10 protein-coding genes are annotated in these 18,441 nt (G+C 41.4%); 4 read left to right on the top strand and 6 right to left on the bottom strand.

Translation table 11 applies throughout. The features are described 5' to 3' along the window. Positions 1-5: 5 nt before the first annotated feature. The 6 genes from NVS78_RS04685 to NVS78_RS04660 all read right to left on the bottom strand — a co-directional run bounded on the left by NVS78_RS04685 (position 6) and on the right by NVS78_RS04660 (position 10,945). The gene (locus NVS78_RS04685; RefSeq protein WP_286358130.1) at positions 6-2,624 is read right to left on the bottom strand and encodes a zinc-dependent metalloprotease; all 2,619 of its coding nucleotides are present in this window, start codon (positions 2,622-2,624) and stop codon (positions 6-8) included. 225 nt (positions 2,625-2,849) lie between these two features. Continuing rightward, positions 2,850-4,205 (bottom strand): hypothetical protein, encoded by a 1,356-nt coding sequence (locus NVS78_RS04680; RefSeq protein ID WP_286358129.1) that lies wholly within the window; start codon positions 4,203-4,205, stop codon positions 2,850-2,852. A 22-nt stretch (positions 4,206-4,227) separates the two neighbouring features. Next, entirely contained in the window at positions 4,228-4,920 is a 693-nt protein-coding gene (locus tag NVS78_RS04675; protein ID WP_286358128.1) for a DUF4843 domain-containing protein, read from the bottom strand. A 12-nt stretch (positions 4,921-4,932) separates the two neighbouring features. Further along, on the bottom strand, positions 4,933-6,393 hold the full coding sequence (locus NVS78_RS04670; RefSeq protein ID WP_286358127.1) for a RagB/SusD family nutrient uptake outer membrane protein: 1,461 nt from the start codon (positions 6,391-6,393) through the stop codon (positions 4,933-4,935). A 24-nt stretch (positions 6,394-6,417) separates the two neighbouring features. After that, on the bottom strand, positions 6,418-9,702 hold the full coding sequence (locus NVS78_RS04665; protein ID WP_286358126.1) for a SusC/RagA family TonB-linked outer membrane protein: 3,285 nt from the start codon (positions 9,700-9,702) through the stop codon (positions 6,418-6,420). Positions 9,703-9,781: 79 nt separating this feature from the next. Beyond that, entirely contained in the window at positions 9,782-10,945 is a 1,164-nt protein-coding gene (locus NVS78_RS04660) for a FecR family protein (protein ID WP_286358125.1), read from the bottom strand. Between the two features lie 284 nt (positions 10,946-11,229). On the opposite strand from NVS78_RS04660, the gene NVS78_RS04655 reads away from it, so the two are divergent. The 4 genes from NVS78_RS04655 to NVS78_RS04640 all read left to right on the top strand — a co-directional run bounded on the left by NVS78_RS04655 (position 11,230) and on the right by NVS78_RS04640 (position 18,437). After that, positions 11,230-11,787 carry an RNA polymerase sigma factor gene (locus tag NVS78_RS04655; RefSeq protein ID WP_286358124.1) on the top strand — a complete coding sequence of 186 codons (558 nt, stop codon included), beginning with the start codon at positions 11,230-11,232 and terminating at the stop codon, positions 11,785-11,787. Positions 11,788-11,906: 119 nt separating this feature from the next. Next, complete coding sequence (locus NVS78_RS04650; protein WP_286358123.1) at positions 11,907-13,076, top strand: FecR family protein; 1,170 nt, start codon at positions 11,907-11,909, stop codon at positions 13,074-13,076. A gap of 146 nt (positions 13,077-13,222) precedes the next feature. After that, on the top strand, positions 13,223-16,834 hold the full coding sequence (locus NVS78_RS04645) for a SusC/RagA family TonB-linked outer membrane protein (RefSeq protein ID WP_286358122.1): 3,612 nt from the start codon (positions 13,223-13,225) through the stop codon (positions 16,832-16,834). Positions 16,835-16,850: 16 nt separating this feature from the next. Next, a complete protein-coding gene (locus NVS78_RS04640) occupies positions 16,851-18,437 on the top strand; it encodes a RagB/SusD family nutrient uptake outer membrane protein (protein WP_286358121.1) in 1,587 nt (528 codons plus the stop codon). Positions 18,438-18,441: the final 4 nt, after the last annotated feature.

Raw genomic sequence — 18,441 nt, 5'->3', positions numbered from 1 at the left:
ACCTTCTATTTAGTTGTTTTTAAAGAACGGTTCAACTCGAATAATAAAGACTGATAGTGCAATTTAGCACTCCCGGATACCTGATTCACTTGACTTATTAATAATTTCTGCACGCGCAGAGCTAAATCGTAAAAATAAATCTTCGAATTGTCAATCACTTCTGTCTCAATAGGAAGTACCCAGCCGTATCCGGACCCGAAACGCTTCAACGGCCAATCCCTTTCCACAGTCGATCCCCGTGGAGCAAAACAAGCCTTATCAGGATACAACTCCTTCACACAACAAGCTCCACCTCCTTTCACAGAGGCAGACACCGCTCCTCTCATCTTTCCGCCGCCACCTGTCTGAGAGGCAAGTTGACCGATAACCATATAAGTCAACTCTTTTTGCATCAACCGGTCCGTTTCGGTCAATAGACGACCGTTCAACGTACTACTCCACGCTTCCTGATAAAAATCATCCAAAAAACGTTTTACAGTATACGGGTCCCTCTCCGCCACATGAGCGGACAATAACACGTTACGATAACGATTCAATAACTGACGAATGGCCGCCGTACGCACGTAAGCAGCTAAATCTACCTGAAGTTTCATCCGTTGCTTCAGTTCCGGACGAGTCAACCAGTCCGAATGCTTAATTTGTCGAATCACCCAACGAAGCGCCGATCGTTGTATATCGGTAGGCACAGAAAGATGCGGTTTGCCCGGGGTTCCTTCTTTCACGTGTTCCAAACAGATACCTCCGATATTGTACACAACATTCATTAAATAACCCATATATTGGCTGACAATCCCTTGATAAAGCATTTCCCGATGTGCAAAATCCTCATCGTCTTTGATCCATGTACCCAAATTAGACAAGATAAATTTCAAATTTTTAATACCATACTCTCCGGCCTTCATGGCATTATCTCCTAAATCTTCAGACAATGCTCTCGGGTCCCAAATTCCCCATGAAGCCATTTGTTGTATACCATAACGATAAACAGGATTTCCCACTTTTTCATCCACCCACTTTTCCACGATAGGCATCTCTTCCAAAGCCGTTTTTGCCTCCAGAACCGGTTGATAATTCCATTTTATCAAAAACTCATCATAAGCTCCCAAATCAACAGATGTTAAACGAACTCCTTTGTCCTCAGGCTGAGCCACGTAATCGAATCGGGCGTAATCCATTATAGAAGGCGTAGTTCCATATTTTTGCGTGAAAGACACGGAACGCAACGAATCAACCGGATAGGCTGAAGAAGCTCCCATATTATGCATAAATCCCAAACAATGGCCAATCTCATGTGAAACGACATAAGCGATAGACTCTTTGATAATATGGTCCGGCATTTTTTTATTCCGCACCGATTCATCAAGCTGAGCTGTTTGAATAAAACGCCAATTATTAATTACTTTCACAATATCATTCCACACGATAACCGAAGCATTGATAATCTCCCCGGTTCTCGGGTCTACCCAAGAAGGCCCCATGGCATTTTCCACCGTAGAAGGAAGATAACGTACACAGGAATACTTCAAATTATCCGGATCAAACTCGGGATCATCTTTCGGAAAATCAACAGCCCGAACCACATTCTTCAAACCAATTTTTTCAAAAGCCTGATTCCAACGCATAATCCCTTCTTTCAGAGGCCCTTTCCACAATTCGGGGAAGGCATCATCCACGTAAAAAACAATCGGCTTCACGGGCTCCACCAGTTCTCCTCTTTTCCAAGCTTCTTTATCCTTGGGTTCTATACGCCAGCGATTCGCCAGCGTATAGTTTTGGATGTGATCTTCCCGGGTTGAAATGCGTTGTTTTTCCGTCAAAAATATCCCTATCCGAGCATCGCTAATCCGGGGACGCATCTTTTGTTCGGGAAGCAACAATAGCGAACGGGTAACTTTTACCGTAACCGGCTCTTTCTCTGACACGGGCATTCCCATCTCCATTTGAGTGACATCATACGTGAAATAAGACTTCACACATAGATTATCGTCAAACGACTTAATCTCTGCTATCTTGGAAGCATCCTCGCGCAAAAAGCCTTGCAACATTACCATCCCTGAAGAATAAGGCAATGGTTTCAACTCCTGTAAACGCCCCTCTTTGCCGAACACATCCGTCATATCGACCACAACAGCCGTACTATCAGGCTTATAAGCCAAAACTTTGTAAGCATAAAGTATCGGATCCCCGAAATTTCGTTCGACCGCTTTCTTCAAATCCTGGTCGTAAGTTGTCAAAGCATTCACTTTACGCAAATATACCGTACTGTCCTCCATCGTAAATTTCACAAGCAATGGATCATAATTTTTATACCCGATACTTATTTTTCCACCCAAGGTACTCGTTGTTTCCGATAAAGTGGAGGCAATCAACATCTCTCGATTCAGATATAGAAGCGGAATCTCTACATACAACTTATCTTCCATCTTATACAACCGCAAAAACTTATCTCCGGCCTTCTCGATTTTTTTATCCTCAAATAATTTCTCGTAAGGCGTTAATGGCTTTGCCTGTTTTACCTCTGTCTCCGCCAATCTCTTTTTTTTCTTCTTTCGTCCCAATGCATACACATCACCAACCGAGGTAATCGTCATCAAAACAGCCATTACCAAAATCCATTTTTTCATATAAATACAATTTATTTTATTAAACATCCAAAGGTTAATCCTCCCATTCAAACACATAAAACCCTCTCCATATGGAACTTCATACAGTCGACACAACAAAAGTTAAAAAAAACACCAGTTTTTGATTAAGAGATTCCATGATTCAGTGATTCGAGATAAATCTCCAAAATCACTGAATCACTGGTTTTCAGAATATTATTACATTAAAAATCTTCTCTTAAAACTTTATTTTTTGTAAATCATCTGAACGATCGCTCCTGCCACCCCTCTTTCATGCCACAAAAGCTCTCTGGTTTTTACATCATAACAATAGACACATCCCTTATAATCGCCCGATACAGCATCCAAGGCCACGTAAAGTTTCTCTTCATCCGGATCGAATACCATATCCTTAATCACATCCCCGACCTCTCCTACCGAATAAGCTGAATGAGTAGGAAAATTCCCATTTGATTGATAATCGTAAATATATATTTCATTCTCGTGTGAATAATAAAGGTGAGTTTCCTTCTTACTGGTCAGGAAACGACTATTTTCCGTCATATTTCCGAACATTTCCGGGTATTGTTTATAAACATTCGGATCTTCAATCCCGACATCAGCAACCCTGATCTGCCCGGCATCATCTTTAAAAATAATAACGCCCTCTCCGAAGTTTTTGGCCGGTAAGGCATCCAATAATATTTCGCAAGAAATATCATCATATACTTGCATCATCATGTAATCTTCCTGAATAAAAGATTTACTGGTCTGGTCAAAAATGATCTCCTTCGAAGACCAAGATCCGGCATAATACAAGATATGATTAGCTACATACGCACCGGGCAACATCCCCATCATCGGATGAGTCAGGAATTGTTGAAACGTATTAACATAATTCTCCGACTTACAATCCATACTTAAAAAACGTCCGCCTCCAACGAAATAGATTTCGTTTTTCCCCTTTTCAATCATCCGCTCGACCCGAGGCTCCGGGTATTTCAAAACATTTTGGACCTCCATCGTTCTGGCGTCCGCCCTCACTACTCTCACCGGATTTTCCGTGGCGATATAGATCGAGGCGTAATCAGCATTATATAATATGGATTTCGGCTCTTTTCCCAAAGCGACAAGCGGACTATTCAAACGATAAACATTTTTCTGAAAGACTTTCTTACCTTGAATTACATTACGAAAAGAGACCATCGATTCACCTTTATAAGCACTTAAAACAGCAACTCCTTCCTCATAAGGATAGGGTACTTTTAAGGCAAACTCGTAGAAAAGTGCACCATCCTCATTATATACCTTCAAACGGCACGGGAACTCCCCGGCTGTATTACAATCGTAAGATAAAGTTTTTTCCGTGGATACGACCTCATAGTCAATCTGCCACTCGTAAGACAAGGGTTTATCCTGACTTTCCTGTTTTACTTCGGGAGCCTCTAATACAAACTGACTCAATTTTTCGGCAAGATACTCTTTCGGCAAGGCCTGTACGAATGACAGACGAGAAATGGACTTTCCACCCAAACCGGATTCGTCATGAATACAAGAGACCATTGCAAGCATACTTAATATGATATATATAAACTTTTTCATAAATTATTTATTTTAATAATTATCATTCATAAGGCCAGGAAATAAAGGGAGGAAACTCCATTCCATACTCGGGATGTGCCTGAAAATAGTCATACATCTCTTTCGCGACAGTTACAACTTTCGCCATCTTTCTCATAAAATCATCATTCGAAATCGGGCCGCCCCATATCTCCATCATCTTTTGATACTTCTCTTTTTGGAATGGTCCCCAAAAATAGTCTTGCATACCGCGCCACCATTCCGGTTCAGCAAGAAAACCACCGAATACGACCACTGTTTGTAAGCTCTCTTTCACACCCAACCCGAAATCTTCGTTTGGCTCCAATCTTAACACGATTCGAAAAGTGGTATCGGATTCGGAGGGAATATTCGCCCGGATCAACTCCACAGGCACATAAGCCATCACGGAATCTTTTTTTACCGATAGCTCCGTAGGTATGGCACGATAAGCCTCCGCAGGAGCCGTCGTCGCTTTTCCATCAACAGAGATTCTAATCTTCATCCCTTCCCGCGCAGGTAATCCCAATATCTTTACGGGTACATTTACCGTGTAAGAGGTCATCTCCACGGGCTTATCTCCAAAACTATACAGGATACTGTCTTCCGGAAAGTAAACACGGTACACGTTATCGTAAAAACCGCTATCTCCGTTGTCACTACATCCAGCAGCAGCCATGCCGAACGTTACTAATAAAGTATAAAATATCACTTTCATCACTTATTCGCGTTATTGATTAGTAGTTCCATATTCTTGTTCGTTCTTCGGCCAAGGCAGATTAAAAATAGCAGAAGAAGGGGCAACCTCAGAATCGTTAGTCGCATTCATAAAAGGCATATGATCTCGTTTATACGAAAAAAACACCTGCCCTTCTCCCCAAAATTCTTTACATCTCTCTTTTACAAGTATAGCCTGAAACTCTTTAGACGAAGATATTTGAGACAATGGAATATCTTTTATACCTCGCGTTCTCCGAACCGTATTCAAATATCCTAATGCCTTAACTTTATCTTTTTCATAGTTTACTTCAGCTAATATATAGTACATCTCAGGTAGACGAATCAGGCATACCCCCGTGAAATTATAAGCCTTCTCTTCTTTTCCTAACAACCTTGTAAAAATATAATTACCTCCGTCTTTTTTCTCTTCCGTAAAAAATGCATTAAAACGTTTGTCTTTATCATCTGCAGAAGCACTTCCTATCTCATAAAAATCTTTTATTCCTTTTTTTATCCATAAAACATCTCCCGCTCCCAATTCACTCGCTAAAAACAAATTATAATACGTATCATACAACTGAGAAGTATATAATCCCCATATCAACTCCGTATTGTCTCTACTATACCGTTTTACATCCTCATAATGAACCACATTCGTCAATGCCAATTCTGTTCGAGCTCCGATTACCTTTTCGGCATACAATGCCGCACTGTCCAAATCGCCTTTATAATGAAATACTCTTGCTTTTATGGCCCAGACAGCATATTGATTACAATGGGAACGACGATTGACCTGATAAACAGAATTTGCATTATTATCCCGTATTATCTTATCATTTACCAGTGTCTCCTGCGCCTTTTGCAAATCACTCAAAACACGATCGTAACACTCCTTCAAGGTGTACACGGGCTTGTTTTCCAACCCGAAAACCGTAGCATAAGGTATACCGCCTGCATCGGGATGACGTAAAATATTATCGCTAAATAATCGCATGATATCAAAATGCAGAAATGCTCTTACAGCGTAAGCTTCTCCTTTGACAAGAGCAAAATCTTCATCCTTAGAATCGTCTTCCTTCTCTACATTTTCGATTACATTATTCACATACGAAATAACCTCATACGCCTTTTCCCAAATATTCCGAATCGTCCCCTCCAAATACTGACTTTTATAATCAAATTTCGAGGCAGCAAAAACATCCGGATTAGAACCAATGTAATTGGCATAAAAAAGTTGTCCGATCTGGTCCGTAAAACCATAGCTCAATGATTTACCATACAATTCGGGCTTTGCCATAGAAGCATAAACCCCGTACATGGCATCCCGATAACCCTGTACATCTTCAAACTGTTTCTTCTGTTCAACCGTACCTTTGGGTTGTACATCCAAAAAACTGTCGCATCCGCTTAACAGTATCAGAGCACAACATACTCCCCATACGATATGGTATTGTATATTTCTTTTCTTCATAACTATCTTTTTTACCGTTAATTACTAAAATGCCGCACTAACCGAGAATTCAAAACTACGGGCAAAAGGATAATCTAATCCTCGCTCCTGTTTGATAGTCGAAACTCGAAACAAATCATTCATCAAAAACTCCACGCGTAAACGACTCAAATACAATTTAGAACAAAACCGAGAAGTAAAGTCATAAGCGATACTCAAACTCGACATATTCAAATAATACTCATCCTTCACAAATCGACTGGTAATCTCCGGTACCGAAGTATCGGCAATATCTTTATATTTAACTTGATCGCCTGCCTTATTCCACCGACTATTCAACACTCTCCGATCTGCATTTTTTGTCGGATCAGCTCCTTCGACCCGTGTTACAAGGGTTTGGTTATATATCGTTGCTCCTAAAGAATATTGAAACATCATATTCAAAGATATTCCTTTCCAAGTCAGATAGGAATTGAACATACCGGAAACAACAGGATCCGTGTCCCCGTATACCCGTTTGTCCCGATAATCATAAGCAAAAGTCGGATTCCCCTGCTTGTCTATATAGATCTCTTTTCCCGTGGCAGGATCGATTCCCCCGGACTTCACGGCTTTTACGGCCGATGTCGATTGTCCCTCTTCATAAACCGGAGGTGGCATTACCGTTTTCTTGGCATTCAAAGAATCATTCATCACGTTCAAAGCATTACTGATTTTTTTAATCTTATTTCGATTATGTTGTATCGTCGTTGAGAGAGCCCAACTCCAATTCTTATTTTGTAACACCTCTACCCTCGCCTGAACCTCAATGCCGATATTGGCAATCTTCCCCAAATTTTCCTTTGCCGTCGTTGTTCCCACGGAAGGTGCTTTCGCCACATCCAACAACAAATCATCCGTGAGCTTATTATAATAATCTATTGTCACATCCAAACGACGGGAAAAAAGCAAAACGTCCAATCCTACATTATAGCTTAAAGTCCTTTCCCATTTTAAATCCGGATTTCCAATTGCCATTGGAACAGCTCCTATACCTTCCTCATATTCAAGTTCAGAACGATATTGATATGTCGTCATAGCCTGATAAGGAGAAAAAGAAGCATTTCCGGTATACCCCACACTTCCTCGTAATTTCAAACGCTCTGCTTTCAGAGACTGCATAAATTTTTCTTTATGAATATTCCATCCGACCCCTATGCTCCAAAAAGGAGCATAACGTTGATCCGATCCGAATTTTGAATTTCCTTCATAACGAACGGAAGCATCCGCAAAATAACGATCATTATAAATCATATTAGCATTTATAAAAATACCCATCGTACGGGATATATCCTGAGCACCCGAGGGAGATTGACCTTCCGGGTATTTGGTTGTAAAAGCGGGATGAGCCAATTTATCGGAAAAAATTCCCACTCCTTTATAGCCATTTGTATTACTTTCCGTAGATTGTATATTTCCTCCAGCTAATAAACTCAATAAGGTACCAGAACCGAACATCTTATTGTACGACAACATCAAACGTCCCTGATAATCCATCGATTTAGCGTTGGATATTTCAATTGATCCGGATTCGGAGACCGCCTTTCCTCTAAATTGATTGGAATTTGGAGAAATAAATTTCTCTGTATCGTTTTTAGACTTACTCAGAGCAAATGACCCCTCTATTCTAAAATCACGCAACAACTCGATTTTTATATCGAAAACATTGTTCAGATAGAATTGTTCACCTTTATGGTAGCTTCCTAAAGAAGCCTCATATAGCGGATTTGGCGTATCGTACGACAACATTTTATTGACCGAACCATTCGGAAGATATGCTCGATCATACGGGTTTAAAACCGTCCATTGCCCGAAAGAACCATAGGGAGACTCTTCGTTATTGACCGAGTTTATAGTCATAATATTAGATACATACACCTTATCCTGTTTATTATATGACAATTTAAAACCGAATGAGTAGCGATCCCGTTTGGAGTCTTTCATTACCCCTTGATCGCTTCCGTAACGAGCTGTCATACTGTACCGAATATATTCGTTCCCCCCGGCGACGCTGACATTATGGTTTTGGGTAAAAGCATTACGCAACGGTTTAGATTTCCAGTCCGTATTCACACCTTCTTTTACCCGTTGAAATTTTTCATTATATAATTCATCCAATTCATACTGCTTTTTTTCCGTACCGATATATAAACGAGCTCTTCGTTCATATTCCAGCTTTTCAGCCGCATTCAATAAATGATATTCACTCAAATCCGGCATCGAAGTACGAAATGTCCCGCTATAAGAGACTCTCATCTTTCCTTCCTTCAACGGTTTCGTGGTAATCACGACTACTCCTTTCGATGCTTTTGCCCCATATAATGCAGAAGCAGAAGCATCTTTCAACACGGTAACATTCTCCACATCATTGATATCCATGTCGAACACGTAATCCAGATTCACCTCCGCCCCATCCACGATAAACGTCGGCACATTGGATGACCCCTCAAAACTACTTCGTCCGCGAATCAATATCTCCGGACGATTATTAGGATCCGAACCTTTTTCATTATTTGCCACAATCTGCATTCCAGGAACAAATGCCGCCAGACTGGTTAATAAATTTTTTGAACCGGCACTCATTAATTGTTTACGATCTATACTGGTTACAGAACCGGTATAACTGCTTTTCGAACGATTACCGAATCCGGTAACCACGACCTCTTCTACCTGTTCTACGTCAGGATACATCACGACAACTAATCCTCGAGTTATCGTATCGGAGATCACCTTCTCCACCGTTTTCATTCCGATAAAAGAAAATACAACGGTCACACTGTCTTTCTTTAAAAACTCTAACTTGAATTTACCAGCCGGATCCGTGGCCGTTCCGATCGTCGTTCCTCTCAGGAACACGGTAACTCCAACCATCGGTTCTCCCTTGTCGTCTTTTACCGTACCGGATATTCGCCAACGCTTTGCTTTTTCTTCAGGTTTCGGTGAAATAACGATGATGTTATCCACTATACTATAAGTAAGCGAGGTGTTTTTTAATATCCGGTCCAAAATCTCCGTCACTGTCGCCTCCTTCGCCGAGACGGAAACTTTCCAGCGCATCACCTCGTCATCGTTATAAAAGAATTCATAATCGGTTTTTTCACCCAGCTCTTTCAATACGGTAAGCAAACTAATCGATTTCTTTTCCATAGAAACCCGTGTTTCTTGAGCCAAACTGCGAGCAGAAGCAGAAAGCATCGTAAACAGCAACAGAAACATACAAAGTTTCATGATCGTACAGATTTTTCTCAGGGCAGTCCCATCACTACCCCTTACGTTTGACTTTTTTTTCATACCTTTGTAAGGTTAAATTGTTTATATTACATCAATTTTTCAATCCATACAGGAGGTGTTCGCTGCACTTCCTGTATTTTTATTGTACAATAATGGTTTTATCTTTTACGGAGAAACGAATACTTGTCGTCATCTCCAGCATCTTCAACACCCGGTGGATCTCCTCGTATTTCGGGATACTACCCGTGAATCGCTTTTGCTTCATCTCCGGATTGGTAAAAAAGAAACTGACGTCATACCAGCGCGATAACTTGCGAATAACCGCTTCCATATCTTCGCTCTCGAACGAGAAACGCTCCCGCATCCAGGAAGTATATAATTTCGTGTTTACCTTCCGTACCTCCGCCTTCTCTTTCCGTATCAAAACCTGCTCTCCCGGTTTCAGCACGATCTTTCCAGTACTTCCCGGTAAAGAGACCTCGACCTTTCCCTCCACCAACGTGGTATTGCTTTGCTCCTCGTCTGAATAAGTCATAACATTAAAAGAGGTCCCCAATACCCGTATATTCATTTTATCCGTTTCCACGATAAAAGGCCTTTCCTTATTCTCCGTCACTTTAAAGTAAGCCTCTCCCGTTACCTTTACTTTCCGTTCCTTACCCGTGAAATGAATAGGATAGGTAAATTGGGTTTCACTATTCAACCATATCCGCGTACTATCGTCCAAGGTTATTTTGTACTCCCCTCCCCGCGGAATCCGCAAAGTATGCATCTCCGGTATATTCGATTTTTCAGACAAAGCATATTGCAACTCACCTTTTTCATCCACCCGGATTTGTTCACCGCTTCCCGTCAACAAAGTAGTGTCTCTCATTCCTTTTAAAACGACCTCCCGTCCATCGCCCAATACCAAAACAGCCTGAGTCTCCCCGGGAACGATAGCCATGACCTCTGCATCCCGCTTAACACTCTCCTTTTTCGAAGGATAGTAAAGTAATCCTATGCCTACCGCCAACAAAACCGCAACAGATGCGGCACAGATCTTCCAAATGACGCCCCTTCTGCTCCTTTTCCTCTCTTGCTCCAGATTCTTTTCAAACTGTTTCCATCGGCCTTCCGTATCAAACGAAACGTATTGTCCGATCTCCTCTTTCATTCGCTCTTTATCGCACAGTTCAGCAAATAAACGTTTATGACTTTCATGCTTATCCATCCATTCCTGCAACTCCGTCCTCTCTTCTTCTGAAATAACCTCCCGCAGGTAAGCAACAATCAACTCGTATATCTCTTTTTCTTTTTTCATCTCTTTGCATCTTTTATACACCACAAACACACTTCTTCCGCAAATGGGTGACAACCCCATTAAAAAAATGAGAACGGTTCTTAAAAATCGAGGTAATCCGAAAAAAACGTTTCCCGGAAGCGTAAAAACAGAACAAACTGTATTAGCACAATAATATTTCACTATATTTCAATACGAAAATAAATACCTTCTATTCTATTTCAATTTGGTATCAATGGAAAAATATGTATTTTTGTTTACGAATGGAAAAACGACATTCGTTTATAGATAGTGAATAAGATTACATGACTATTATTCCTGAAAACAGATTGACTTCCTTCAGAGAGGGACACGAAGAGACATTTCGCTATTACTACGAGATGTACTACGACTCCCTGTGCATGTTCGGTACGCGTATGTTAAAAGAAGAAGAGGTCGCTATCGATATTGTCCAGGATGTTTTTGTCAATCTGTGGAAAGCCAAAGAAACGATCGAATCCGGATTGCATTTAAAAATGTTTATCTATCAATCCATGCGTCACCGTTGCCTCAATTATATCCGCATCAAAAAATTAGAAGAAAATTACCAGAACGAATGTAAACTGTTGGCCTCCGAAGAAGGGTTTGCCGATATGGTAGTGGAAGAGGAAGTATTCCGTATCGTGATGAAAGAGATCGACGAATTACCGGGGGAACAGCGTAAAGTCATACTGATGCATCTCGAAGGAAAAAACAACATCGAGATTGCGGAGATCATGCATGTTTCCGTGAACACGGTGAGAACCCACAAAGCACGGGCCCGACAAGCCTTAAAAACAAAACTGAACGATTTTTTCATCGTTTCCGTCATTTTGGGATTTTAATTACCCGTACGCCTCTAAAAAATATTTTTCAAAAAAAAATCATATTCTCTGTCGTCCTCCCGGGTGACTTCTTTGTATTTAATACGATGCCCCTGATAGGGTCGTTACCATACGAAGAGATGAAAAAAGATTTAAACGAGACCATAGAAGAAAGAATCCGACAGATAAAACGCTACTTGGACGGGACATTAACTCCGGAAGAAGAAAAAGCACTCCGTTGCTGGATCGACGAGTCTCCCACCCATAGCGAGTTACTCTACCGGATACAAGACAAATCATCATTGAAAAAAAGGTTTCATTTTCGGAAAAAAGAGAACAAAGAGAAGAGTTGGAAAAATATCCGGAAAAGGATTTATCAAAAACCAAAGCGCAAAACAGTTTTAACGCGATATGCCGCCATTCTGCTTATTGGTCTCTGTTTAGGGATCGGCTATAAGTTCATCATGGAACCGCGGACCAAAGATATAAAGACTACCCGGAAAACGGTTATTCCCCCAAAAGGCGGATATAAAGCTTTTCTGAAATTAGCCAATGGCGAACACTATGTATTAGACGGTCAAACCGAAATAAACACCCGATTAGACGGTGCGATCATTCAATCGGAAGATAAAGGAACCGTAACCGTGACAAAAGAGGGCTCCGGCAGCACGGAGAGAGAAACGCAAAACAACCAAATCATCGTACCGAAAGGAGGCGAATATAAACTGATCCTCGCAGACGGTACCCGGGTATGGATGAATTCACTTTCAGAATTGGAGTTCCCTTCACGATTCACCGGAAAAGAACGCCGGATCAAATTGAGCGGGGAGGCCTATTTCGAAGTTGCGAAAGACAAGGAAAAACCTTTTATCGTGGAAATGGGAGACAACGAGATTAAGGTGTTAGGAACGAGCTTCGATATCAACAACTACAACGGAAAATTCGTGACCACATTAGTGACGGGTAAGGTAGAAATAGTTATTAAAAAACAGGGATACTTGCTCCATCCTTCCATGCAGCTCCGGGAAGAAAACGGAAAGGTTACGTTATCCGAAGTAGATACAAAAGAATTCGTAGCCTGGAAAGATGGATGGTTTGTATTCAATAAACAACGCCTGGAAGAAGTATTGGACATCTTGTCCCGATGGTACGACATCAAGATTATTTATAAAACTCCTGAAATAAAAGATTTACATTTTACCGGGACTATACGTCGTCATAGCGATATCAACGAAATGTTGAATTTTTTGGAAAAAACGGGTGCGATAAAATTTACCATGCAGGGAAGAACCGTGGAAATCTCGAAATAATAATAAAAAAAGCTGTTGAAAATTAGGCCTTTCAACAGCTTAAAAAACAACAATGTGTTTAATCTTTTAGCAAAAACAAATTTATGAAGAAAAATCGACAAATGCGATTTTTAAGGAATCGTATTTTAAAAAAAACGATGGGCATAATGAAATTAACATCCATTCTATTATTTGTTAGTTTTATGCCATTATCCGCCGCCCTGTATTCCCAAAATACCAAAATCTCGCTTCTGGTAAAAGAGAGCTCACTGGAAAAAGTATTTAAACTAATCGAGCAGCAGTCCGATTACTTGTTTGTCTATAATCACGAACAAGTTGAAAACAATAAACGGATTACGGTAGATATCAAGGATATGGAAATCAAACAAGTATTGGATATTTGTTTGAAAGATACGGGTTTATATTACGAGTTGATCGATAATACGGTTATCATACAAAAACGACAAAAAGATGAAAAAAAAACCGTTTCAATACGAGGAAAGGTTACGGATAGAGATTCGATTCCCCTACCCGGGGTAACGGTAAGATTGAAAGGGACAACCATAGGTACGGCTACAGACACGAAAGGAGAATTCAAACTACAGATTCCCAATGACACGTCAAAAATAGTATTATTGTTTACATTTATCGGGATGAAGTCCGTAGAAAAAGAGGCGAAAGAGGGAAAATCGATTCACGTGATTATGGAAGAAGAAGCAGCGACATTGAGTGAAGTTGTGTCATACGGTTATTATAACGTGGACAAACGTCATTTAACCAGTGCCGTGACCTCAATTAAAGCGGCTGACATTGCCGTTCCGGGCATTAACACCATAGACCAAATGCTGGAAGGTCATGTTCCGGGGATGATTTTTATACGCAACTCCGGACAAGTGGGAGCTGCACCCAAAGTAAAGATAAGGGGAACGACCACCATCTTAGGCTCTACAGCACCATTATGGGTATTGGATGGTGTGATTTTGACCGATCCGGTCAATGTGGATCCTGCCTCAATCAATGACTTAGATTTCGTGAATCTGTTGGGAAATGCCATCTCAGGTTTAAATCCTGACGATGTTGAGCAAATAGACGTACTGAAAGATGCCTCAGCAACAGCCATATATGGACCGAGAGCCTCTAACGGGGTAATTGTAATTACCACGAAAAAAGGTAAGGTCGGAAAACCGTCCATATCTTACTCCGTATCAGGAACTTATCGCCTTCGTCCCCGCTATACGGACCGATCGGTGAATGTAATGAATTCCCAGGAACGTATTGCCTATTCACGGGAGTTGATCGATGCGCAATTAGCTATTCCCGATCTGAAGAGCTGGGTCGGCTACGAATCTGCTTATTATGATTATTGTAATAAAGTTATCACCCATGAAGAGTTTACCAATGCTGTTCGGGCCATGGAGACGGCCAACACGGATTGGCTGGGCCTCTTGATGCAAGACACTTACTCGCATAATCACACGTTGAGCATATCCGGAGGTACGGAACATATACGTTACTACGCCTCTTTGGGCTACATGGACGAATCAGGCAATATCCGGGGAGAGCAAAATAAGCGTTATTCCAGTATGGTTAATTTGAACTTGGATTACAATCGTTTCTCCATGCGTTTCGGCTTAAAAGCCAATCTGCAGAAAAAAGAATATACACCCAAAGAGGTAGGGCTGACCGATTATGCTTACAATACCTCCCGAAGTATCTCAGCTTACAATCAGGACGGAAGCTTATTGTATTACCAGCGTCTGAACGACGATTCAAATGTAAACGACGAACTTCCGTTCAACATCATCAATGAATATAAAAACTCTTCCGATAACATCGACACGGATCAAATCGGCATAAATCTCTCTTTCGGATATAAAATTATTCCCTCGTTGAAAGCAGAAGTCGTTTTTGCTTATAACGTATCGCATACAAACGAAGAGATTTTTTTCGGAGAGAATTCCTGGTATATTTCCAATCTGCGACGGAAAAACAGAGAAAGCGGGGAAATCTCAAACAATTCGTTGTGCCCGGTCGGAGGAGAACTGCAGATCAGCAACACAAAGAATGATAATTATAGTCTGCGAGCTTCCTTGAATTTCAACAAGATATTGGACGAAAATCAACATCATCTGTTGTCAGCAAGTGTCATCGGCGAACTGAGCTCCTCCGAATACAGAGGCTTCAGAATTACGAGACGTGGTTATCTCCCCAAACGCGGAATGATATTCGACGCTATAGATATTGAAGGCAGCAAGTATCCGGATTACAAAAAATGGTTGATGAGCGGGAGTGCCCTGGGGCGTTTATCAAACAACCTGACGAATCTGGTGGGATTGATCGGAAGTGTCACTTACTCTTACGACAATACCTACATATTGAATGCCAACATGAGAATCGACGCCTCCAATAAATTCGGAGATGCCAGTAACGATCGGTTATTGCCGATCTGGTCCGTTTCCGGACGTTGGAATATGCATGAAAATATCCTGCGTGATGTAGACTGGTTGAATTTGCTCGCGCTCAAGATGTCATTCGGTTATCAAGGAAACATGTCGGCTCAGGATTCTCCTCGTCTGATCATTCAAAGACAAGGGACAAATTCAATGTTCAATGAATTTTACTCTCTGATAGACAGGTATCCGAATCCGAACCTGAAATGGGAAAAAACATCGACCTACAACATCGACCTGGAGTTCTCACTCTTTCAAAATAAAGTGAGAGGATCCGTAGGTTATTATTACCGCAACACAACGGATGCCTTTCTGGCTAAAAAAGTTTCTAACGTGAACGGAATAGAAAATCACACGGTCAACGCGGGACATTTAAGAAATCAGGGGTTTGAATTTTCTTTTAATTTCACCCCGATCAACACGATGAGTGCAAGCGGTAACAGAAAAGGATTTATTTGGCGTTTTGATCCTAATTTCGGTTCGGTAATTAACCAGTTGGTAGATAAAATCAAACCAAAAGACAAATTAATACAGGATGAAATAACCTATTCCAATTACTTGGACGGTAGCGTACAAATTGCCGGACGACCGTTGAATACGTTCTACTCGTACAAATTCAAAGGATTGAATCCTAAAAACGGGGCTCCCATGTTTCACGACACGGACGAATTCGTATCCGAGGACGGGAAGGATATCGATATGAAAGAGGTTTACTCAAGCATGGAGAAAGAGGAGGTCTATACCACCGTTATGAAACGTTCCGGTTGCCGCGAACCTTTTTTACAGGGTGGTATTTCCAATTATTTAGGTTGGAGAAACTTGGGGCTATCTTTTAATTTAGCTTATAGTTTCGGTTCTAAAATCCGCTTGTTTAAGATGTACTCTTCGGGAGGTAACATTGTCGGACCGGAAAGAAACCTCCGCAAGGAATTCACGAAACGCTGGCAACGTCCCGGAGATGAAGCGCACACGAACATCCCCGGCATATTGCCCCAAGCAGAGTGGAGTAAAACCCTTTATCCTTGGTGGAGCAACGAATCGTATAAATTCGCCAGCAACATTTGGAACATGTATGACAATTCTGATTTACGGGTCGTCTCCGGAAACTACATGAGGTTACAAAGCGCCTCATTGCGGTACATTATCCCGGACGAATTCTGTAAAAAACTAAATCTCAAATCAGCTTATGTCAGTATTAGCGGAACAGATTTATTCACGCTATGCAGTCGCAAATTAAAAGGACAGGATCCCTCTCAATCCGGTACGTCGGAATTGATCAACATGTCGGTAAGACCTACTTACTCATTACAATTAAACGTTACATTCTAAGCAAGACAAAAGCATCATGAAAAAGATATTCAATTTAATTATAGGAACCCTTTTATGTGTCTCCTGCGGAGACTTCCTGCAGGAGTATTCGCAAGACCTGACCTATGCCAATTCCTGTGCCGATCTGGATGAAATATTGATCGGAAACGGATACATGAAGCAATCCGAAAACTCGAACGTATTTTATTACGGTGAAAACTACGGCTATTATCCTTACCTTCATCTTATGGACGATGATTCCGAAGAGTGTCTCACGGGAAGAGTAAATTTAGGTTTCCCCAATCCGGTATATTACATGCGGGGGTTTTACTCCTGGGCCAAAAATCCTTTTACGGATTATAACGGTTCCATTTTCACGGATGCCGACTGGAAAAGGATGTATCAACATGTCGGATACCTGAATGTTATCATCTCTTACGTGAAAGAATTTTCGGACGAACCGGAAGAGATACGCCGCCGTATCAAGGGTGAAGCGTTATTCTTGCGTGCCGGATACTATTTTATGCTCGTGAACCTTTACGCGAAACCCTATGTTAAAGGAACAGCTGCCCTGGATATGGGTGTTCCTTTGAATTTGACGGAATATATCGAAGCGAAGTTCTTTTCCCGGGCATCCGTGGCTACCGTCTACCAACAGATCACGACAGATTTAAAAGATGCCATTACCAATCTGGCCGGAATAAAACAACCCACGATCTACCGGGCCGACGAAATTGCCGCCCGAGCCTTGTTAAGTCGTGTTTATCTATACATGGGAGAATGGCAATTAACAATCGACGAGTGTAATAAAATCATGGAATTGGGATGCAAATTGAGAGATTTAAATGACTTTAACGCCGGCAACGGTGTTCCGGGAGGAAGCGAGCGCGAATATTTCAATATGTCGAATTCTCCCGAGATTTTTTTCACTCAAGGCTCTTCGACCGTCGGTATGCTATTGGATAACAAATACAGCACGACACGCTACCGCATCTCCGACGAGCTATGCGCTCTGTACTCCAAATACGAGGAACAAGGTATAAAAGATTTACGGAAAACATGTTTTTTGGAAAAATCGAGAACATACGGAGAAAGTTCTTATTACTACATGAGGAAAAGTCCGGAAATGCAGTATGAAGGTTATGAATACGTACTTCCGAAACCTACCGTTTTCGACTCGTTTATTCTACGGGCTGCAGAAGTTTACTTGAATAAGGCTGAAGCAGAAGCCATGTTGGATCAACCGGAGACGGCAAACACGATGCAAGCGTTCATGGATAAACGCTATGCCGATCACAAATATCCGTCCATAGCGGGATTAAACGGTAAAAATATGGTCGAGTTTATCCGGGAAGAACGTCGCAAAGAGTTGTCTTTCGAGGGACACCGTTGGTTTGACTTACGCCGCTACGCTGTTTCTCCTAAATACCCGGAAAAAAAGTCTATATCACACGCCACATACAGATCGGCCGTCAACTACGGAGAAAAAGCCCCTTTGGACAGAATCTACACCCTGAAACCTTACGGAGAGGATAATGCCTGGGTATTACCTCTCCCGCCGGAAGAACTCGTTTTCAATAACGGCGTGTTAGTCGACAATCCGACGAGAACAGAACGTAATTAGCATA

This window comes from Gabonibacter chumensis (genome assembly GCF_024741215.1).
Classification (GTDB): Bacteria; Bacteroidota; Bacteroidia; order Bacteroidales; family Marinifilaceae; genus Gabonibacter; species Gabonibacter massiliensis.
The sequence above is the reverse complement of the archived record's forward strand: the minus strand, read 5'-3'. Positions and strand labels throughout refer to the sequence as shown.

Excerpts from the sequence above, each read along its gene's own strand:
- NVS78_RS04685 (WP_286358130.1), bottom strand. The coding sequence starts at position 2,624 with ATGAAAAAATGGATTTTGGTAATGGCTGTTTTGATGACGATTACCTCG.
- NVS78_RS04680 (WP_286358129.1), bottom strand. The coding sequence starts at position 4,205 with ATGAAAAAGTTTATATATATCATATTAAGTATGCTTGCAATGGTCTCT.
- NVS78_RS04675 (WP_286358128.1), bottom strand. The coding sequence starts at position 4,920 with ATGAAAGTGATATTTTATACTTTATTAGTAACGTTCGGCATGGCTGCT.
- NVS78_RS04670 (WP_286358127.1), bottom strand. The coding sequence starts at position 6,393 with ATGAAGAAAAGAAATATACAATACCATATCGTATGGGGAGTATGTTGT.
- NVS78_RS04665 (WP_286358126.1), bottom strand. The coding sequence starts at position 9,702 with ATGAAAAAAAAGTCAAACGTAAGGGGTAGTGATGGGACTGCCCTGAGA.
- NVS78_RS04660 (WP_286358125.1), bottom strand. The coding sequence starts at position 10,945 with ATGAAAAAAGAAAAAGAGATATACGAGTTGATTGTTGCTTACCTGCGG.
- NVS78_RS04655 (WP_286358124.1), top strand. The coding sequence starts at position 11,230 with ATGACTATTATTCCTGAAAACAGATTGACTTCCTTCAGAGAGGGACAC.
- NVS78_RS04650 (WP_286358123.1), top strand. The coding sequence starts at position 11,907 with ATGAAAAAAGATTTAAACGAGACCATAGAAGAAAGAATCCGACAGATA.
- NVS78_RS04645 (WP_286358122.1), top strand. The coding sequence starts at position 13,223 with ATGAAATTAACATCCATTCTATTATTTGTTAGTTTTATGCCATTATCC.
- NVS78_RS04640 (WP_286358121.1), top strand. The coding sequence starts at position 16,851 with ATGAAAAAGATATTCAATTTAATTATAGGAACCCTTTTATGTGTCTCC.